The sequence below is a fragment of the Pseudoalteromonas sp. 2CM28B genome (assembly GCF_023161935.1).
In genome coordinates this window covers 11,973-31,721 of the sequence record NZ_JALNTH010000047.1, presented here as the reverse complement: position 1 = coordinate 31,721, position 19,749 = coordinate 11,973, and the positions used below count along the sequence as shown (strand labels likewise).

The following is a 19,749-nucleotide window of genomic DNA, read 5'->3' as shown; positions in this document are numbered from 1 at the left end:
AAGCATACACCTTATCATCCGCTGTATCTATGAGGAAAATTTAGGCCACCTGTTATATCCAACTTCTGGATTGTTGGACTGATATTCTTTAATTAGCTCTACCTCTCGTTTATTTATCTCTTTTGTATCGTCAGATTCAAAAATTATGTCCTTCGTTATAGTTATACTTTTTCGTTGCTCTAGTGAAAAATCTGCGGCTACTAAATCTGCATTTACGCTTCCAAAATAGGTAAATGTGTTAGTAAGGTCTTTCCCGATGTAAATTTTGCCATTCGGATAAGTTATTTTATAAATTACTTTTGAGGCCATATACTCCTACCAATCCATAGTTATTAATTCGTATAAGACGATAACAGTTTAAACATAGTAAAGCAGATATTAAAACTAGTTAATCTCAGATCTGCATAAGAATTAAAGCCGAGTCAATTTTATACTCGGCTTTTTAGTCTGAAAAGTATAGGCTATTAATCCAAGGCATTAAATTAACCATAAATGAGATGCAGCTGCGGTGCCTTGTGTGGTCTATTTGAGCCATATTTTTCAGCTGGTCGAAAACTGTTTCAATGATGAAACGCGTTGATAACATCGCTCTATCCCAAGATGATATTGGCTGACGTTTCATATTACGTCGTTGACCTGTAATAAAATCAATCCCTTGCTCAGCAAGTTCCGCTTTTAGGTTTGCAGATACATAACCTTTATCTGCGTATAAACTACCTGTAACATTATCGACCATATCTAATAATAAACAAAAATCATCGACATCTACGTAAATTGCATTTAAGTTATTCATGCCCTTGCCTCGGTTATCTTATGTTTCTTGGTCGAAAGATCTGATCACCGCAAGGGCATTTAGTTCCATTTCTTATGTGCAGCTCAGGTTAGTTAGCATAACAACGACAACAAGAATGAGTTCAATAGACATCTTCAACGCTGGCGAGAGTGTTTTATCTTCTTGTAACTGAATTTTAGTTTGTTCAACTATTTCAGTGATATTTATGCTGTTTAAATTCATTAAAGCTAGAGCGATAGGGTAATCGCTCTAGCTTGGCATACTGGCAGGATCAGCCAATAGCTAAAAAAGATCCTTAGAAAATAGTTTGTCTTGGTGAATAGTTACCATTTATTTTATATTTAACACCTGTTTAAAATAAACCACAAAAAAAGCGCCATTTGGCGCTTTTTAAATTAGTAGTAAGGTATTAGTGCTTACGCCCTACGCCGTTGCGCACCATATCTTGGCCGCTTTGAAAAATCTCTTCGGTAATTTCACGGGCTAATAAAAGCTGTTGCTTATCATCAAACACCGCGACAAAACGGCTGCCGTCGGCATTATTAGTTGCCATGCCGACGCCTGCTACGCCAGTTAAACCTAAACCGCCTTTTTCCACTTGCAGTAAAAAGCTTTCAAGTTCCGCGAGAGTGTCGATTGCGGTTAGTTTATTTTCCATTATGGTTACTCTGTATGTTGCTCGCCACGGCGAGTCTGTAAAAAATATGCAGTTATTTTACAGCACACAGTAAAAACTTAAACCACCTTATGGCAAAACAATAACAACGCGCTATAAAGCATCGGCATCATAAATTAAAAACCCCGCAAATGCGGGGTTTATGTATTAGCTTTGCTTCATTGTGCCTTGTTGATCAAGGCGGGTATGCCAGCTGAATGCTTCTTCTAAAATATGAGGCGTATGGCCGCCACGTACACAAGCACGCTCGTAGTAATCAAGCATAGCGTTGCGATAATCTGGGTGTACACAGTGTTTAATTACTTCAACAGCACGTTCGCGTGGCGCTAAACCACGTAAATCAGCTAGGCCTTGCTCGGTTACTAAAATATCAACATCGTGCTCGGTATGATCGACGTGGCTTACCATAGGTACCACGCTTGAAATAGCGCCGCCTTTAGCAATTGATTTAGTTACAAACACCGATACATGCGCATTACGTGCAAAGTCGCCTGAGCCACCAATGCCGTTCATCATTTTAGTACCACACACATGAGTTGAGTTAACGTTGCCATATATATCAAACTCAAGTGCCGTGTTAATTGCAATAATACCTAAACGACGCACAATTTCAGGGTGATTCGACATTTCTTGTGGGCGAAGTACTAGCTTATCGCGGTACTTTTCAAGGTTATTAAATACTTGTGCGTTACAACGCTCTGATAAAATAATTGAACACCCAGAGGCAAAATTAAGTTTACCCGCATCAATTAAGTCAAAGGTAGAATCTTGTAATACCTCTGAGTACATAGTGAGGTCTTTAAAATCTGAGTCTAATAAACCCATCATGACTGCATTGGCTATGTTACCAATACCCGCTTGTAATGGGCCTAAATTTGCAGGCATGCGCTGTTGCGCTACTTCTTCTTTAAAAAAGTTAACTAAATGGCGTGCAATAGAGGCGGTATCTGCATCTGGGTCGGTTACTGTTGAAAATGAGTCACTTTGATTGGTAAATACAATACCCACAATTTTAGCCGGATCGATTGGAATAGCAGTACTACCGATACGGTCATCTACTTTCACGAGCGGCACTGGAGTACGCGTAGGACGATACGAAGGGATGTAAATATCATGCAGCCCTTCAAGCTCTGGCTGATGTAACATGTTAATTTCTACAATTACCTGTTTAGCAAAAATAGCAAAACTTGCTGAGTTACCTACTGACGTTGTTGGTACTATGTGGCCTTCTTCTGTAATAGCAACGGCTTCAATCACCGCTACATCAGGCATAGTTAACTGATGATTACGTAACTGTTCAACAGTTTCAGATAAATGCTGGTCAATAAACATGACCTCACCGTTGTTAATTGCTTTACGTAATGTGCTGTCTACCTGAAATGGCATACGACGCGCTAACGCACCTGATTCAGTAAGTAGCTTATCTAAGTCGTTACCTAATGACGCGCCCGTCATTAGGTTAATTTTCATTGGGTTTTCACGTACTCGCTCGGCAAGCGCACGTGGTACAGCTTTCGCTTCACCGGCACGAGTAAAACCACTCATCCCTACGGTCATGCCGTCTTTAATAAATAAACTGGCCTGTTGTGCAGACATCACTTTGTTGTGTAAATCACTATGACGAATTCGTTCTAATTGCATTTGGAACCCCTTAAACCCCATTATTATTTGGGCGCTATTTTAAGTATTTCCTTATGCTTCGTAAGCTAGACCTAAGTCTCATTTACGCATAGTTGGTATAAAAATGTTGCAGAGCGCTTTAATTTTGTACACTTTATTACTTAACCTGAGATCTGGTTAAGCCAACATTAGATTATTACTCTCTAAAATTTCAAGTTCTTGCGATGTTAAATCTAATGACGGCTTTTCCTCTTTTAGGCAATAGGCAATTAATCCACCAAGTAAATTTAGCATAAAGCCATGCATACTGCGGTGTCTAGAGTGTTCAATGTAAGAAATGTTTTTCAATTGATCATTCACCGTTTCGATTATAAATCGTTTTTTCAATAAAGCCCTGTCCCACAATGAAATAAATTTTTTCTTCATATTCTTTCGAACCGTCGTGATTAACTCGACACCTTTTTCTAGTAACTCACCAGAGAGCGCTTTGCTGATATAACCTTTGTCGCCATAGAGTTTTCCGAAGATAGAGTCCGCCATATCAGAAACAGGCTCTCGATCATCCACATTGCCCGTTGTGAGCTTTAGCGCCACAATCTCACCTAAATGATTAATTATTAAATGTAGTTTGAATCCATATGACCAACCCATAGTGCCTTTTCCATGATGAGCAACGCCTTCAAACACTTTATTTCTTTTAGCTCTGATGATGTGACACACTTCTATTTTAGTGGAGTCAACAAATTGTATACCTGTGGGCTTGCCAAGTTTTGATGTGAGGTAACTGCACATCGGAACCACCACACTAGGCATAAGCGCGAGAAACCTTGTGTAACTCAGCAACTCTGGAAAATAGGCTTTAAGTTGACGGCAAACATAGTGAAGATAGTAGTTTTTGAAATCTCTGTAATGTGACTGGTGAAAATGGATGATAATAGTCATCACCTCTGACGGAGATAAGCGGCATACTCTTCGACGTTTAATTTCACCATTTTCGAGCAATATACGCTGCCAGCTTGGGAAAAATAACGTTGAAAAATCCTCGACATCACAGTACGTTTCAACTAACTTGTTCATGCTCGTTCCTTTTTGTTCTAATCACTCTTGGTCGAATGATCGGATCATGGAACGAGCATTTAGTTCCTTTAAATTAGTAATTTCTTATCCGAAGCTCAGGTTAATTACTAAATTTTCGTCGACAATAATTTTAGCTTTATTAGATTCAGTAAATAAGGTGCGATAAAGCTCGTTTTTATCTTTAAGGAAGCTATTAGCATTTAACATGGTTTTGTTTAAACGTTTGGCAGCAACAATTGTTCGCGCAGTGGCAAGTGGGATACAAATATTAAAAAATAAAAATATCAGGCCTGTAATATATAAGTCAGCTTCTGGTAATTGGCTTGCTATTCCTGAATAGCCAGATAAATCAACATTATTAATAATCATGTAAAAAGGTATGATGTTTAAAATACCTTAGGCCAAAGCCGTTCTGTAACCGAGTAGCATAAGAGCAATGATGGGACATGAATACATAAACATAGAACCCACCTTGACAAGCTCTAAGTCAGTTAAAAATAAATTCATTGATAAACTACCGGCAACGATAGTTAATAGAAGTGCATTTGCACTAAATGTGTAAAATCGCTTACTTGCTAATAAAAGACTAAAAGCAATGGTGAAAAAACTAATAGTAATAACTGCAATGTAAATTAGGTTAAATTCAATTGCGCGGGTGTATGTATAACAAACGACCAAAAAACAGAGCAAAGTAACGAGAGTTAAAATTATCCGCAGTGCACTCACCCGCCAGTGTGCGACTTCATCATGGGCAGTATGATGATCGTTAAGTAAGAAGTACTTATTGAGAAAGTGCATAATAAAAATCAGTTAAGACATATCGCCTCATTAAACATTGATAAGTTGTTAAGATCAATTAAATAAGCTCAAATATCAATCCAATTGAAGTAGCTTATAAAATAAACCTGATACAAAAAGCTAAACAATATGCCCGCTTTCAACTATAGGCGTAACCCAATATTTTAACGGCGTGTACTTACAAACAGGGCTTAACGCCGTTTTTACTATGGCAAGTTCAGGTAATAATATATGCACCTCAAACTGATAAAAGCTGCGATGCCCTTCTACTTGCTCGGCAATATCAAATTCACTGTGCTCTTTGCTGTAGCCTTCAATGTTTTTTAAGTTAAAGCCGGTAATGCACTCTATGCCAATTAATATATCAACCACTTCATCTTTTATGTTTGTGGGTACATTTAGGGTAAAAAGTAACTGTTCAGCCATGTTTTTTCTCCAACCAACCATAAAAGATAGGTAATAAATAAAGTGTTGTAATTGTTGAGGTAATTAACCCGCCAATAACCACAATTGCCAATGGCTTTTGAATCTCAGCGCCGGGGCCGGTGGCAAATACCAGTGGCAGTAAACCAAACATTGCGGTTGTGGCTGTCATTAACACTGGGCGAAGGCGTCTGCTTGCCCCATCTAAAATGCGCTGCGTTACATTGGCAGAAAACATTTTTATTTGCTCAAAGTAGCTGATCATCACAATACCATTGAGTACCGCTACGCCAAGTAAAGCAACAAAACCAACCGATGCAGGCACCGACAGATATTCATTACTAATAAATAGGGCAATCACTCCCCCCATTAACGCAAACGGAATATTAGCAATTATCAGCGTTGATTTAGATAAGGATTTAAACGTGGTAAATAAAATAATGAAAATCAGTATTAATGCCACCGGAATAAGCACCAGCAAGTTTTGTGTTGCACGTTGCTGGCTTTCAAATTCGCCACCAAACGACAAGGTAAAACCACTGGGTAACTTTATGCTGCTATTAATTTTAGCTTCCAGTTCATTTACATAACTAACCACATCGCGGTTATCCACATTAACGTTTACAGAAGCAAAGCGCTTTGCTTTTTCTCGCTCTATTAATAATGGCCCCGTTTTAAAGCTAATATTAGCCACCTCTTCAAGTGGTAGTAGGCTGTTATCGGGCATTAAAATTAGCTTTTGCTTTAATGCGCTCATTGACGATAACTCAAAGTGTGTTGCTCTTTCGTCTTTTTGTGCATTAAACACAATAGGGATCACGCGGTTTCCTTCTTGCAGTGCCGATACCTGTAGGCCTTCTAATTGCGACTTTAAATAATCGCTTAATCCTTCGGTGGTTAAACCAAACTGACTAGCAACCTCAGGAATAAGTTTAATATTTACATATTTCCCCCCTTCAATAAGCGCCATTTGCACATCACTTGCGCCGTCAATATTAGTGGCAAGTGCAGTGATTTTTTCAGCTAATGAGGCAAGTGTCGCAATGTCATTACCGAATACTTTAATCGAAATATCACCGGTGCCACCGGTGAGCATTTCTGATACCCGCATTTGTATTGGCTGAGTAAAGCCAATATTTACTCCTGGAAATTGCGCAAGTGTTTGTCGAATATCCTCGATTAGCAGCACTTTGGAGTCAAAACGCCACTTATCTTTTGGCGCTAATTCCATAAATACATCGGTTTCGTTTAACCCCATAGGATCAAGCCCGAGTTCATCGGAGCCGGTACGGGCAACAATTTGTACGATTTCTGGGGTGTTTTTTAACAGTGTATCTTCAATTTGTTTATCGATATCCAGCGAGGCTTGCAAGGAAATACTCGGCGATTTTTCCAGTTGTACAATAATGTCGCCTTCATCTAAAACGGGCATAAAACTTTTACCAAGCCCCTGAAATAACACCCCACTGAGCACTAAAACAGCAACCGATATAACACTTATTGCCACCGGCTTTTTAATTGCTTGGGCAAGTGTTTTAGTATAAAAACCTTGTAGTAGCGTGACCATTTTAGGCTGGGTTACAGGTTCATTTTTTAATAACAATGAGGCTAAAATTGGAATAACCGTTAACGACAACAACAGCGCACTTAGCATGGCAAACACGATAGTGAGCGCCACTGGGGTAAATAACTTGCCTTCTAACCCTGTTAACATTAATAGCGGTGAAAACACGATAATAATAATAATTGTGCCTGAGAACACTGGCGCCGCGACTTCTTTACAGGCGCGATAAATAACATGCAGCCGAGGGAGGTGCTGATTGTTAGCCAGCCGATTCACTATGTTTTCAACAATAACTACCGATGAGTCCACCAGCATACCAATGGCAATCACTAAGCCACCTAAACTCATTAAATTAGCCGATAAATCAAACTGTTTCATCATTATAAATGTCAGCAATGCCGACATAGGTAAAGACAAAGACACCACCAATGAAGAGCGAATATCACCTAAAAACAAGGCAAGTAGCACTATCACTAAAATAATCGCTTGACCTAATGCGCTGGTAATGGTGCTAATTGCGGTATTTATTAAGTTAGAGCGGTCGTAAAACACATTAATTTTTGTGCCTTGCGGTAATGACGCTTCAATGGTGCGAAGTTTATCTTTTACATCTGCAACAACTTGCGCTGTATTACTATTTTTAAGCGCAATTATAAGCCCTTGTACCGCCTCCTCACTGTTTTTAGTGACTGCGCCATAACGGGTTAAACTGCCAACATGTACCGTGGCAATATCACTTAACCGAATAACCTTATTTTGAGTGGACTTAATCACGGTATTTTCAATAGAGGTTATATCGGTGTATTTGCCCTCAGTGCGCAAAATTAAGGTGTCGTTGCCTTTTTCTAAGCGCCCTATGCCACCGTTTTGATTCGTTTGCGTGATTGCTAACTTCATTTCATCAAAGCTGACTTGATGCTGTTGCATCAATAAAGTATTGGGAAGTATTTCATAGGTTTTTGAAAAGCCGCCAAGGCTATTTACATCTGCAACACCGGTTACAGTGCGCAGTAATGGACGAATTTGCCAATCTAAAAGCTCTCTTTTTTCAATCAGCGATAAGTGAGTACTTTCTATAGTAAACATGAACACCTCGCTCAAAGGCGTGCTCATTGGCGCCATGCCGCCACTAATATTACTGGGCAAGTTGGGCAAAATATTTAATAAACGCTCATTCACTTGCTGACGCGCCCAATAAATGTCGGTGCCCTCTTCAAAGTCAATGGTAATATCGGTAATAGAATACTTAGTGGTAGAGCGCAGCATTTGCTGTGACGGAATACCCAGTAATTCGGTTTCAATCACCCGTGTTACTTGCGATTCTATTTCAAGGGCGTTCATGCCGGGTAATTTGTAAACTATTTTAACTTGGGTGGGCGATATTTCTGGAAAAGCATCCACCGGAATACTTAACCAAGATTTAGCACCAATGGCCATAGCAACAATAACAAAAATACTAACAAACAAACGCTGAGTAAGTGAAAACTTAATAAGCTGGTTTAACATTTACTCTCTCCCTAAGTGAAGCAACATACCCTGTAGCGCACTTACCGAGCTTATTAGTACCTGCTGATCATCTAGGTTTTTGTTAGCAGTAAATACATAGTCTTTGCCTTGTGTACCCTTGAGCTCAATCGGCAGTAACTCAAGCTTATCGCCAGACTTTAAAGCAATGTAATTAACATCTTCAAATTCAAACACCGCTGACTTTGCTATTTTAAAGCCCGTTAATTTATTTACCGGTGTGACTTTGATAGTTTGCCCCAGTCTAAGCTGGCACTCATTTGAGCTTGGCGACGCCCACACTATTTGATGGTATTTATCTGCAATACTGTCATAGCTCTCAATATTTAAGCTGCAACTTTCTGACAGCTTGAAATGCGCTAACGTGTTGGAAAAACTAAGAGGGACTTTAATCTTAACGCGAATACTACTTGCATCGATAATATCAAACGCGGTGTCACCCATCACACGGTTTCCCGACTCATTAGTGAGTTTTAAAATGCCCGTTTTTGGACTCACTAAGGTCACGTTTTCATTATCATCAATGTTTAAAAATGCCATTTGATGTTGCATATGTTCAAAATTTAGCTTGGCTTCAAAATAGCTTTTTGTGATTTCAACCCATTCAGAACTTCTTATTATTTTGTTTTTTAAGTGTTGTTGGTTTATGTCGTAATGGCTTTTAGCAATAGCGAGCATGTCTTTTGCTGATTGATAGGCATCTAAAAAATGGTGTACATCACTGCCCTCAACGCTTGCAATAGTGGCGCCCTTTTCAACCATGCTGCCGTTAGGGTATAAGTAACGAACCTGCTGTACATCAAACGCAAACAGCACCGTATAATTGACCCCAGGTTTGAAATTAACTTCACCAATTAAACTTTGCCTGTTAATAAACTCTGTTTTTTGAATCGGCGCAAATTCAACATCAAAACCACTGAGTGAAGAAAGCCCTACAGGTGCTAAATTTTGCGAAGCAAACACAGGATTAAATGTTAATAAAGTCACCGTAAAGAAGAAAAATAACGTATATTGAATACGCAAAAAATGACGCATTTTTTTTGTAAAATTTAACAGCATTTAGTTTGTTCACATTTGATTAATTTTATAGAATCAACCATGACTTTTTTAGACTGTTAAATCATCAGGCAAACGCCTTAATATGCTTATAAACCCTGATTTTGGCAGTACAGTACATATGTCCATTGCAAATTTAACCTACTGATATTAGAGAACTTAATGAGAGATAAAATAATCGCAGCAACGCTATTGGTGATCATGGTGTTAAATTTTTTTGACGTGATCATGGATTTAAAATTAGGGGTGCCGCAGTGGCATATTTTTACTGAGAGCTTAATTGTGATTATTTCTGCCTTGGGTGCTCTGTATTTAATTAAAGATATTAACACGCGAACTAAAAAAATTATTAACCTTAAGCGCGAATTACACAGTTCTGTGACTCAGTTAAACAACATATCGCAGGAAATGAAAGACGCGCGTCATGAATACAGTGGTGTTATTCAAACCCAATTTTCACAATGGACATTGACTCGCAGTGAGCAAGAAGTCGCGATGTTATTACTTAAAGGCTTAAGCTTTAAAGAAATAAGCGCACTAAGAAACACTAAAGAAAAAACAGTACGCCAACAAGCATCAGACATCTATAGTAAAGCCGATGTAGAGGGCAGACATGAGTTTGCCGCATGGTTTTTAGAAGACTTTATGCAACAAAGGCACTATCCGCATTCAAGCTCAGCCATTAACTAATGCAGTGACTATCGCATATACTTGCGCGCTATTTTAGTCAGCGTTAAGCTAACGCTTTATTTTCGTCATTATGGTCTATGTGCTCTATAGCCCGCAGAGATAATCCAACGTAAAGGTTTAATATGAATAACAGTACCTACCCTATTGGCAACCCTGGTGAAAAGTGGAATAACAATCATAAACTCCAATGGCTTGAAGCCCAGAAAATTAAACGCAGCTATAACGATGAAGTATTAACGCTAATTAATGAGCTAAAAGATACGCTTATTGTAGAGCAATATGGTGAACTTAATTATGCTCAAAACAGTTACCCTTTGTTTGCATTAAAAACCCAAAACTTTGATAAAAATAAACACACAGTGCTAATCACTGGCGGCGTACATGGTTACGAAACCAGCGGAGTACACGGTGCGTTAAGGTTTGCAAAAACATTGGCAACTCAATACGCAGAGAAATTTAATCTGGTGATTACTCCCTGCATTAGCCCATGGGGTTATGAAACAATAAACCGCTGGAACCCAGAAGCAATTGATCCAAACCGTTCTTTTTATGAAGGCAGCCCAGCGCAAGAATCTGCATTGGTAATGAATTATGTGCAATCTTTAAATACTGATTTAATCGCGCATATCGATTTACATGAAACCACTGATTCAGATAACAGTGAATTTCGCCCTGCACTTGCAGCGCGCGAAGGTAAAGTAAATACTAATTGGAATATTCCAGACGGTTTTTATTTAGTCGCTGACAGCAACAAACCAGAGCCTGCTTTTCAAAAAGCTATTATTGAATGTGTTGAAAAGGTCACACACATCGCTCCAAGCGATGAAAATAAACAATTAATTGGTGTACCTCAAGAACAATTTGGGGTAATAAACTATGCAGCAAAAGAGTTAGGTTTATGCATGGGGTTATCTGATGCGACCTACGTTACAACCACGGAAGTTTACCCAGATAGTGCAACGGCCACCCCTGAAGAATGCATATTAGCGCAAGTTGCGGCAATTTCGGGTGCGTTGGACTACATTATTAATAAGTAATAGTTATGGTATCCATCAGCACATAATAAGGTGTAGACAAAGGAGCGGCTATTGAAATTTAAAAATAATTACGGCAGTTACAGTTTTTATGTTGAGGGTAATATTGTTATTGCGCAATTTAAAGGCAACTTAAACCCTGAGTTATTAAATCACTTTAAAGCCGCTCTGTTAGACACCATTGCAACGTTTAAACATCAACCTTGGGGCTATATTAGCCACTCGCCCGACGTTGTGGCCGCCACCCCTGACGCTGAAAAAAATATGATCGATGTTAGCCAAACAATGGGGATAAATAATTGCATAATGAGTGCCTTTATACTCACCTCTCCCATAGCCATAAGGCAACTACAACGTATTATGCACAGCTCAGGTCGTGACGCTCATTTACAAGATTGCTTATTTGATGACTTGCCAAGCGCTAAAGCGTTTATAAAAAGTCAGCTTACCTCAGCCGAGTAAATCAATGACACGACCGAGGTATAGTCAACGAAAAACCAAATGGGCTAGTTTTTATAAAACTGACTCTCTTTAGTAATGGAAATGCTATTGTCCTCTTGTGCGGTTATTTTAAACTGCAGCTTACTCACCTTCGTGGGTATATCATATCCATCGGCAGTAACCGTTACAGGAACACTTTTCATCAACCCTGGCTCTACCAACACGGCGTTAGGACTTTGCAAGCTCGCACCTTCTAACCCACTAATTGAAATAGAATAATGCAAAGGTTGCTGCGTTTTGTTAATGATGGTGAGTGTATAAGGGTTTTCGACTAACCCTTCATAATTTACCCGATACAGTGCGTTTCTGTCTCTAAGGACAGAGGCTTCGATAGGCGTACGTTGTAGCATCCAAGCAAACATAGAAATAATTAACAGCGCAGTTAAAGCGCCATAGCCCACTAACTTGAGCCTAAATGGATTAGTTTTTTGCCCCGCCATTTGCTTTTCACTGGCGTATTTAATTAAGCCTTTTTCGTAGCCAAACTTATCCATGGTATCGTCACAGGCATCAATACATAAGCCACAGTTAATACATTCATATTGCAGTCCATTGCGAATATCAATCCCAGCAGGGCACACTTCAACACATAAGTTACAGTCTACACAGTCACCTAAATTAAGCGCTTTAGGATCGGCTTTACGTTTACGTGGACCGCGGCTTTCACCTCGTTCGCTATCATAGGTTACCACCAGCGTGTCTTTATCAAACATCACAGATTGAAAGCGCGAATACGGACACGCCACTGTACACATTTTTTCTCGTAAAAAACCTGCGTTGCCATAGGTACAAAATGCAAATAAAAACACCCAAAAACTAGTGATCCCAGACCATTCAAAATTAACCATTTCTAGGTATAAGGTTTTAGCTGGAATAAAATACGCTAAAAAAGAAGTGGCAGTTAAGAGTGAAATAACCAGCCATGCACTGTGCTTAGTAATTTTTTTACGCCACTTGGTAATATCCCATGGGCTTTTATCAAGCTTAATACGTTGGTTACGCGTCCCCTCAATACGTTGTTCCACCCAAGAGAACATCAACATCCAAATTGTTTGCGGGCAAGTATAGCCGCACCACACACGGCCAAGCCAATTGGTCACAAAAAATAACGCAAACGCCCCCACCATAAATAGCATGGCGAGAATCATAAAGTCTTGAGGTAATAAGGTTAGGCCAAAAATAGTAAATTTTTGGGTGGCCACATCCAACAAAACCGCTTGCTGACCATTATATTGAATCCAAGGAATGGCGATAAAGCTGAGCATTAGCAGCCAGCCTAAATTACGGCGTATACGCTGAAAAAACCCTTTTTGCTCGCGTATATAAATCGGCCCTTCTTCTTTGTAGGGCTTAATGATCATGTCTTCTTCTTTAATATCAAACTTCATGCTACTTACTTAATAGTGACGGGTATTAAGTATGCTTTTGCAACTTTCAGACCACAGTGAAAGCTAATTTAACTTATTGATATTTATTGATTTTACACAGATTACCCAAGCAAAAATTCGCGATATTTAACGACAAACACGATATATCGCGAGTTAAGGTGTGCGTTGCACTGCCAATTTTCGCATTTTTGAGCGAAGCGTACTCTCAGGTAGGCCCAGCTTATTTGCCGCGCCTTGTTCGCCTGCAATTTTCCAGTTACATAACATCAGTACGGAGATAATATGCTGCCTTTGCGCCTCATCTAGTGTAAGCGTTGGGTTAACAGCACTCGCATCACCAGCTTTTAGCGGCTGACTTAACTGCAGCGTGGGCTGTGTAGATAAAATAGCTTCTCGCTCCAACACATTTTGCAGCTCTCTGATATTACCGGGCCAGTCATAGGCTTGTAGTTGCCTAATAGCTTTGTTACTTAACCCTTGTAATTGTTTACCTAGCCGCTTGTTTATTTGCACAATTAAGTTTTGACATAAAAAAGGTATATCTTCTTTTCGCTCTTTTAGTGCTGGCACTTTGATGGGAAACACGTTTAAACGATAATATAAGTCCATTCTAAACTGCCCTGCTTGTACCATTTCCCACAAGTTACGATTGGTTGCAGCAATGATACGAATATCGACTTTTAGGGTTTGGCTGCCCCCTACTCGCTCAAATTCGCGCTCTTGTAATACTCGTAATAATTTACTTTGTGACTCTAACGGCAGCTCTGCCACTTCATCTAAAAATAAAGTGCCCTTATCAGCAAGTTCAAAACGCCCTTTACGTCGCTCATTTGCGCCGGTAAACGAGCCTCGTTCGTGTCCAAACAACTCCGATTCTAATAAGCTAGGGGTAAACGCCGCACAATTAACTTTTATAAACGCCTGCTCATTGCGCTTGCTTAATCTATGTAAGTTACGCGCCACCAGCTCTTTACCAGTACCGTTTTCGCCAAGTATCAACACCGTACTGTCGGTTTCGCTCACTAACTGTATTTGCTGCAACATACGTTGAAATACATCACTGCGCCCTACTAGCCCTGAGTCTTGCCAATCCTGATTTAGCTCGGCAGTAAGGTAGTCGTTTTCATCTTTGAGCTGCTCGCTTAAATGCTTTACTTGCGCTAAAGCATCTTGGAGCGCGGTTTGGGTTCGCTGCTGCGCTGATATATCGCGAAAAACGGCCACGGCACCAATAAGCTGGCTATTTTTATAAACAGGCGTGGAGGTATATTCAACAGCAAAGGCGCTGCCATCTTTACGCCAAAATACTTCGTTTTTAACCTCGCGGCGTTTGCCATCAAACATGGTGCAGTAAATTTGGCATTCATCGGCAGGATAAGGCGTGCCATCGGCATGGCTATGATGATGATATTGATGTATTTTTTTACTCAGCAATTCTTCGGCCGTCCAACCCGTCATTCGCTCTGCGGCTGGGTTTACAAATACCGCATTACCAGATAAATCAAATCCGTATATGCCCTCACCTACCGCATTAAGTAATAAAGTAGGATCGTTTAAAAAGTTTTTTATCATTGCAGACCTCGCGAAATATCGCGAGTATTATGCCAATTCTCTCCTGCTTTAGCACCTAGTAATGGCTAAATAATGCCTTAATATCTATTTTTGCTTCTAGCCGTGCTGCAATTAAATACAAGCCCGCTAGCTTACGGTGAATAAACAACGCATCAACAGGAGGCGTATGCCATTGCTGTGACTGTACGCTTAACTGCAAGCCAGCATCTTTAATATTGCTAGCAAGCTCGCTGTTTTTAAAATCAAACTCACCGTGATAACGCAGTGGCTCGCAGGCCATTAAAAACAAATCAATCACTTTTTCTTTGTAATTGTCTTTGAGCGAATCTTTAAAATAGCCAATATCGGTGGCAGCATTGAGCACCCCTTCACGATCATTATTACTACCAGCTTTAAATAAAGCTAGATAGGCATTACTTAGTGCTGGGGTAATTTCGCGTGTGGCACCAAAGTCAAATAATACTATTTTTTGTGATTCAGGTTGGTAATGAAAATTTGCAAAGTTAGGGTCGGTTTGGATTAAATTAAAGACAAACATTTCTTTAAAAAATAAATCAATTAGTTGTTCAGCAACTCGGCTTCGCTCTGATTGTGGTAAATATGTAATGCCCTCTATAGGCTTGGCATCTACATATTCCATGGTTAGCACTTGCGCAGTACTGTGCTGAGGATACACGCTAGGGACTTTGAAATGCGGGTTATCTGCTAACAGGTTTTTGTATCGTGCTAAATACTCAGCTTCTCGAGTGTAGTCGGCCTCTGCTAATAGCTGTGCCTTAGCTTCTGCCACTAAGGGTTTAATATTCAGCTCTTTAGGTAATAACCGCGATAGGGTAAGTAAAGTGATCACGTTATCTACGTCACTCACCACACTTTTTGCAATTCCAGGATATTGAATTTTAACTGCCAGCTGCGCGCCATTTTCTTTATAAGCTAAATGAACTTGGCCAATGGACGCCGCCGCAAACGGCCTAAGCTCAATATAAGAAAAACGCGATAACCAATCCTCTCCCCACTGCTCTTTTAGTACACTGACCAGTTGTTTGTGTGGCATCGGGTTGGCATCTGAGCGCAGTAAAGACAGCAATTGAGCAAGCTCGGGGGTTAGTAAGTCGCCAGCATCCATTGAAAGCAGCTGCCCAAGCTTCATGGCCGCACCGCGCAGGTGTGAGAGTTGAGTGGCTAGGTTTTCAATATTTTTAGGCTGTAGCAATAAGCTTTTATTATCCCAGCCTTTACCAGTAAGCGCACTTTTAGCACCGCCCACTAACATATTCGTGGCGACACCAGTGGCTAATGAGCCTAACTTTGCAAAACGTGAAAGTCGAGATGTGGGAACGGATCGCTCATTAGCCATAATTAACCTAATCTATTAATAATAAGGTCAATTAATACGTTTTATTACGCCTATTGGATCTAAATTATAACCGAGGGACTAGCTTAATAGCGCCTTCTACTACTTTTAAATCTAAAGGTAAATTACTTAATAATGCCATTTTAGGATCGTTCATATTTAACTTATAAACGGGGTTAACGGCTAAAAAGGCATTCATTACATCCATGGCCTCGTTATCCAGCACTTCTAAATTACCTTTAAAGCCACCCGCATCAATGCTTGAGTCGAGTAACTTAACATTACGTAAAAATACCGCTTTTTTCTCGCTGTCATAAAAAGGGGTGCCCTGTATTTGCAGCTTTAAGCGCACTGGGTACTTTAACGCAAAAGCATTAATTTCGGCGCTAGAATCAGCACCTAATAAAACATAATCACTATTATCTGGGCCAATATTAACGCTTAAATCATTCACATCAAACTGCACAGGTAAGCCCATCAGGCTAACTTTTTCACTTAATTTAGGTAACTCTTTATTTAGTAACGACTCAACCTCTGAATTTGTAAATGAATAAACCGAAATACCCTGCGTACTGTTACAGGCAGTTAAAAATAATAGTGAAATAAAAACAAAAATTTTCATGCAAAACCCTATTCATTAATCGTCTTGGCAGTAAGTAGCCATAATAAAAAACCGCTTGAATAGCGGTTTTTTTTATTTTAGTTGATAAAAGTGATTGCGCTTACTTTACAGCAAAAATAACTTTTAATCTTGCTAGTGTGTCAGCTGTAACTGAACCCTCGCTGAGTGCTAATAACTGCTTTAAATAATAATTTAAATCAGCGTGTTCGCCACGGTGCTTATCATCAAGCATGGCTACTTGCTCTACCATTCTTTGCGCTGAGTTGTGCGAACTTACGCTCGCAAGTATTTCCATACGCGTTAGCAGCTGCTCACAGCTCAATGCTGTTTTAACTGTATCATTAAATTGGATCGGGAGTGGCTCGTTGTTCTCAAGTGCAACAAATAAAGCATCTAAATTAGCTTGCTCATTTTTAGCCGCTAAGCCTGTCAGCTTTTCATCTATGGCTGATAACAAAGCAGACACTTTAGGGGTTAACGATTTAAACTGTGTATACCCTTTAACTTTAGTTTGCAAGTCAAGTAATTGGGCTTTACCCTCTACACTATTTAATGCTGCTTCAAGCTCATTCAGTTCCGTTGTTGCCAACTTATCTGACTCACTTTGTTCGCGCTTTTGCTGTTCAAACTCTTCGCTTCGTTTAGTGAATGTTGCATCATTAAACTCACGGAATTTTTGCCACAATGCGTTTTCAGCTTTTAAACCTGCAAATCCTATGGTTTGCCACTGTTGCTGTAACTGTTTTAGCTGTTGGCAAGCGTCTGCTAAATTATCGCTTTGTGATAATTGCTGTGCTTGTTCAACGAGCTCATTTTTAAGTGCGGCATTGCCTTTATGAAACGCGTTAAGTGACGCTACAACCTGTTGCTGCTCTGCCTTATAACGCTCGTTCAACACGCGGTATGTTTTCGGGTCAACTTTACCCACACTTCGCCATGCCTTTTGCAAACGATTATAGTTGCTTTCTAGTTGTTTCCAATCTAAATCAGCATCCCCTGTCGCTTGTAAATGCAATGCATGCATATCAGCAATCAATTGCTCGCGCTCTGCTTTTGCTGCCTCACGTTGCACTTCTTGCTCAGCGAAGTAGCTGCGACAAGGAGCAAATAAAAGCTCAATTTTTTCATCGAACTCGTTGCCCTGTTGTTTCTCTTGCTCTGTATCAAGGCGTCCAAGTTCGTTCCAACGCTTGCGAAGTACTTTAACGTGATCAGCGCGCTGTTGCGGATCGTTACACGGCTCATCAACTAACGCTGTTACTTCTTCTAAAAGTGCTGCACGTTTTGGTGCGGCCGCATATTTTTGCCAATCTTTAGCATCGGCTAATTGCGCTTCTAGGTCTGCTTTTAAATTAACCAGCGGTTGTTGATATTTCTCGGTCAATTCGTTAAATAACTCTTCAAAGCCTTTAAACACACCAAATGCAACATTAAAGCGCCCTTCTTCAATTAAACGTTTAACATCACGTGCCTTACGTTTAGCTTGGCTTTGCGTTTTTTCAAGCGGCTTAGTGAGTTCGCTCATTGCAGCTAAAAATTGCTTTTTATGGGCATTAAGTTGGGTTTTAAACGACGCTTGTAAATCATTGCTAAGTACAGCTAAATGGCCGCGTGCCTCTTTAAATGTATGATTAAAAGCACTAAGTTGTTGATCGTAATCACTGAGCTGCTCGGCGGGTTTTATTTCGCATAGCGCATTGTAAGCAATTTTATATTCTTTAATCGCCGCGGTTAGCTCAGGTAACTTGGCAACTTGTAAAAATAGTTGCTCAAGCTTATTAATCACTTGTTTTGATTGCTGATCAGCCATTAGTTGCGTTTTATCTAATGTGTCTTTTGCTTGTGCTACTTTTGCATTAAGCCAATCTTGCTGAATTTGCTCTGGGGTTTCTAATCCAAGTTGCAATGCATTTTCAATTTCTTCACTCAGCGCTTCTAACGTTGCTAATGCTAACACTTGACGTTGTTGCTGCGCTAAACGCTGCTGCTCTATTTCGTGTTGCGCTTTTAAAGTTGCAATGTGAGCATCAAGCTTATCGGTAATTGATATATATTTGGCATCAAGGGTTTTTACATGTTCTTCACTTAGCCATTTTAATTCAAGAGCTTGCCACTGCGCTATGAGTTCTGCAGCCTGTGAGTTAACAATGGCGTAGTCATTTTTATCACGCAATGCATTAAGCTTTGCTAAAATTACACGGGTTGCGTTTTCAACTTGCGATGGCATTTCAAGCGCTAAACGCTCGTTTTCAAGATGACTTTCTAGCACAACTTTGGCTTCACCTTGAGCATGCTTTAACAGTGCTTTAGTTAGCTGCTGAGTAATGACTAAATCAACTAACTGTTTTTGCAGCTCTTCGTTTGCTTCTTTAAAGGCTTTTTCAATCAGCTTTGGGTTAGCTAGGCGTTTTAATAGCTTAACTCTCACTTGCAGTTCTTTTTCAGCAAATGCTAGTTTTTCAAGGGTTTTAACCGGTGCAAAGCGTTCAATATACTCATTTTTAATCTGCGCCGATAAGCTACTTTCACTGTTTAATACAGCCGATGAGATTTGTTGTTCAGCAACATCTTTCAATGCCTGATCTTGTTTGTAAGCTTTCCACCACAGTGGTAAGTCGTTTACTTTTTGCAGTGCTTTACGACGGATTTCAGCCGATGAGTCTTCAAGGGCTAAGGTGCTTAAAATTGTTACGTCACGTACCACATCAAGTTTTTCAATCGCATCTAAACGAACTTGTTGCTTCGGGTGCTTCCATTTTGGTGTAAAAAGGTGTTTAAAGATCATTTTCACTGAACCTAGCTATTTCGTTATCTGATTTGAATTCTTTTTGTAGTTGCGCTTTGGTTTTTTGGATCATTTCTCCATTTGCACCAATGGTAAACTGCTCGTTTGATTGTGCTACTTTTGCTTGGTACAACATCACTAGTTGCACTGTTTGTTGCTTTTGCTCATCTGATAAAGGCGTGCCATCTGGCCACTTTCCCGTTGCCGCGCCATACTGTAAGCGCTCAAATAATTCTGGAGTAATATTCTGTACTAGGTTGTCAATATTCATG

At 39.8% G+C, this 19,749-nt stretch carries 18 protein-coding genes; 3 read left to right on the top strand and 15 right to left on the bottom strand.

Annotated elements, in window-relative coordinates; genetic code table 11:
• Positions 1 to 27: 27 nt before the first annotated feature.
• From MTN96_RS32495 to MTN96_RS32455, 9 genes are all read right to left on the bottom strand, one after another.
• The gene (locus MTN96_RS32495; protein WP_248534199.1) at positions 28 to 309 is read right to left on the bottom strand and encodes a GIY-YIG nuclease family protein; all 282 of its coding nucleotides are present in this window, start codon (positions 307 to 309) and stop codon (positions 28 to 30) included.
• A 133-nt stretch (positions 310 to 442) separates the two neighbouring features.
• Complete coding sequence (locus tag MTN96_RS32490; protein WP_248534197.1) at positions 443 to 793, bottom strand: transposase; 351 nt, start codon at positions 791 to 793, stop codon at positions 443 to 445.
• A gap of 409 nt (positions 794 to 1,202) precedes the next feature.
• Positions 1,203 to 1,451, bottom strand: coding sequence for a hypothetical protein (locus MTN96_RS32485; RefSeq protein WP_248534195.1), 249 nt, complete (start codon positions 1,449 to 1,451; stop codon positions 1,203 to 1,205).
• 165 nt (positions 1,452 to 1,616) lie between these two features.
• Positions 1,617 to 3,110, bottom strand: coding sequence for an acetyl-CoA hydrolase/transferase family protein (locus MTN96_RS32480; protein WP_248534193.1), 1,494 nt, complete (start codon positions 3,108 to 3,110; stop codon positions 1,617 to 1,619).
• A gap of 156 nt (positions 3,111 to 3,266) precedes the next feature.
• Positions 3,267 to 4,166, bottom strand: a complete 900-nt coding sequence (locus tag MTN96_RS32475) for an IS982 family transposase (protein WP_214553251.1) — start codon at positions 4,164 to 4,166, stop codon at positions 3,267 to 3,269.
• 84 nt (positions 4,167 to 4,250) lie between these two features.
• Positions 4,251 to 4,535 (bottom strand): hypothetical protein, encoded by a 285-nt coding sequence (locus MTN96_RS37215; protein WP_308200747.1) that lies wholly within the window; start codon positions 4,533 to 4,535, stop codon positions 4,251 to 4,253.
• A 549-nt stretch (positions 4,536 to 5,084) separates the two neighbouring features.
• The gene (locus MTN96_RS32465; RefSeq protein ID WP_069439895.1) at positions 5,085 to 5,390 is read right to left on the bottom strand and encodes a DUF3240 family protein; all 306 of its coding nucleotides are present in this window, start codon (positions 5,388 to 5,390) and stop codon (positions 5,085 to 5,087) included.
• Positions 5,383 to 8,457: an efflux RND transporter permease subunit gene (locus MTN96_RS32460; protein WP_248534191.1), complete on the bottom strand. Its 3,075-nt coding sequence runs from the start codon at positions 8,455 to 8,457 to the stop codon at positions 5,383 to 5,385. The genes MTN96_RS32465 and MTN96_RS32460 overlap by 8 nt, the downstream gene beginning before the upstream one ends.
• Positions 8,458 to 9,510: a hypothetical protein gene (locus MTN96_RS32455; RefSeq protein ID WP_248534189.1), complete on the bottom strand. Its 1,053-nt coding sequence runs from the start codon at positions 9,508 to 9,510 to the stop codon at positions 8,458 to 8,460.
• A gap of 183 nt (positions 9,511 to 9,693) precedes the next feature.
• Between MTN96_RS32455 and MTN96_RS32450 the strand changes: the two genes are divergently transcribed.
• The 3 genes from MTN96_RS32450 to MTN96_RS32440 all read left to right on the top strand — a co-directional run bounded on the left by MTN96_RS32450 (position 9,694) and on the right by MTN96_RS32440 (position 11,717).
• Positions 9,694 to 10,221, top strand: coding sequence for a helix-turn-helix transcriptional regulator (locus MTN96_RS32450; protein WP_036983070.1), 528 nt, complete (start codon positions 9,694 to 9,696; stop codon positions 10,219 to 10,221).
• A 122-nt stretch (positions 10,222 to 10,343) separates the two neighbouring features.
• Entirely contained in the window at positions 10,344 to 11,258 is a 915-nt protein-coding gene (locus MTN96_RS32445) for a M14 family metallocarboxypeptidase (protein ID WP_036983072.1), read from the top strand.
• A 51-nt stretch (positions 11,259 to 11,309) separates the two neighbouring features.
• Positions 11,310 to 11,717, top strand: coding sequence for a hypothetical protein (locus MTN96_RS32440; protein ID WP_248534187.1), 408 nt, complete (start codon positions 11,310 to 11,312; stop codon positions 11,715 to 11,717).
• Between the two features lie 44 nt (positions 11,718 to 11,761).
• Here the strand turns inward: MTN96_RS32440 and ccoG are convergent, their stop codons facing one another.
• The 6 genes from ccoG to MTN96_RS32410 all read right to left on the bottom strand — a co-directional run bounded on the left by ccoG (position 11,762) and on the right by MTN96_RS32410 (position 19,748).
• Positions 11,762 to 13,144 carry a cytochrome c oxidase accessory protein CcoG gene (gene ccoG, locus MTN96_RS32435; protein ID WP_248534185.1) on the bottom strand — a complete coding sequence of 461 codons (1,383 nt, stop codon included), beginning with the start codon at positions 13,142 to 13,144 and terminating at the stop codon, positions 11,762 to 11,764.
• Positions 13,145 to 13,297: 153 nt separating this feature from the next.
• Complete coding sequence (locus MTN96_RS32430) at positions 13,298 to 14,716, bottom strand: sigma-54-dependent Fis family transcriptional regulator (protein ID WP_248534183.1); 1,419 nt, start codon at positions 14,714 to 14,716, stop codon at positions 13,298 to 13,300.
• Positions 14,717 to 14,771: 55 nt separating this feature from the next.
• Entirely contained in the window at positions 14,772 to 16,073 is a 1,302-nt protein-coding gene (locus MTN96_RS32425; RefSeq protein WP_248534181.1) for an AarF/ABC1/UbiB kinase family protein, read from the bottom strand.
• A gap of 64 nt (positions 16,074 to 16,137) precedes the next feature.
• A complete protein-coding gene (locus tag MTN96_RS32420; RefSeq protein ID WP_024601178.1) occupies positions 16,138 to 16,692 on the bottom strand; it encodes a DUF1439 domain-containing protein in 555 nt (184 codons plus the stop codon).
• Between the two features lie 100 nt (positions 16,693 to 16,792).
• The gene (locus tag MTN96_RS32415; protein WP_248534179.1) at positions 16,793 to 19,477 is read right to left on the bottom strand and encodes a DUF349 domain-containing protein; all 2,685 of its coding nucleotides are present in this window, start codon (positions 19,475 to 19,477) and stop codon (positions 16,793 to 16,795) included.
• Positions 19,467 to 19,748, bottom strand: coding sequence for a YeaC family protein (locus MTN96_RS32410; protein ID WP_013464607.1), 282 nt, complete (start codon positions 19,746 to 19,748; stop codon positions 19,467 to 19,469). Before MTN96_RS32410 ends, MTN96_RS32415 begins: the two co-directional genes overlap by 11 nt.
• Position 19,749: the final 1 nt, after the last annotated feature.

Excerpts from the sequence above, each read along its gene's own strand:
- MTN96_RS32495 (WP_248534199.1), bottom strand. The coding sequence starts at position 309 with ATGGCCTCAAAAGTAATTTATAAAATAACTTATCCGAATGGCAAAATT.
- MTN96_RS32490 (WP_248534197.1), bottom strand. The coding sequence starts at position 793 with ATGAATAACTTAAATGCAATTTACGTAGATGTCGATGATTTTTGTTTA.
- MTN96_RS32485 (WP_248534195.1), bottom strand. The coding sequence starts at position 1,451 with ATGGAAAATAAACTAACCGCAATCGACACTCTCGCGGAACTTGAAAGC.
- MTN96_RS32480 (WP_248534193.1), bottom strand. The coding sequence starts at position 3,110 with ATGCAATTAGAACGAATTCGTCATAGTGATTTACACAACAAAGTGATG.
- MTN96_RS32475 (WP_214553251.1), bottom strand. The coding sequence starts at position 4,166 with ATGAACAAGTTAGTTGAAACGTACTGTGATGTCGAGGATTTTTCAACG.
- MTN96_RS37215 (WP_308200747.1), bottom strand. The coding sequence starts at position 4,535 with ATGATTATTAATAATGTTGATTTATCTGGCTATTCAGGAATAGCAAGC.
- MTN96_RS32465 (WP_069439895.1), bottom strand. The coding sequence starts at position 5,390 with ATGGCTGAACAGTTACTTTTTACCCTAAATGTACCCACAAACATAAAA.
- MTN96_RS32460 (WP_248534191.1), bottom strand. The coding sequence starts at position 8,457 with ATGTTAAACCAGCTTATTAAGTTTTCACTTACTCAGCGTTTGTTTGTT.
- MTN96_RS32455 (WP_248534189.1), bottom strand. The coding sequence starts at position 9,510 with ATGCGTCATTTTTTGCGTATTCAATATACGTTATTTTTCTTCTTTACG.
- MTN96_RS32450 (WP_036983070.1), top strand. The coding sequence starts at position 9,694 with ATGAGAGATAAAATAATCGCAGCAACGCTATTGGTGATCATGGTGTTA.
- MTN96_RS32445 (WP_036983072.1), top strand. The coding sequence starts at position 10,344 with ATGAATAACAGTACCTACCCTATTGGCAACCCTGGTGAAAAGTGGAAT.
- ccoG (WP_248534185.1), bottom strand. The coding sequence starts at position 13,144 with ATGAAGTTTGATATTAAAGAAGAAGACATGATCATTAAGCCCTACAAA.
- MTN96_RS32430 (WP_248534183.1), bottom strand. The coding sequence starts at position 14,716 with ATGATAAAAAACTTTTTAAACGATCCTACTTTATTACTTAATGCGGTA.
- MTN96_RS32425 (WP_248534181.1), bottom strand. The coding sequence starts at position 16,073 with ATGGCTAATGAGCGATCCGTTCCCACATCTCGACTTTCACGTTTTGCA.
- MTN96_RS32420 (WP_024601178.1), bottom strand. The coding sequence starts at position 16,692 with ATGAAAATTTTTGTTTTTATTTCACTATTATTTTTAACTGCCTGTAAC.
- MTN96_RS32415 (WP_248534179.1), bottom strand. The coding sequence starts at position 19,477 with ATGATCTTTAAACACCTTTTTACACCAAAATGGAAGCACCCGAAGCAA.
- MTN96_RS32410 (WP_013464607.1), bottom strand. The coding sequence starts at position 19,748 with ATGAATATTGACAACCTAGTACAGAATATTACTCCAGAATTATTTGAG.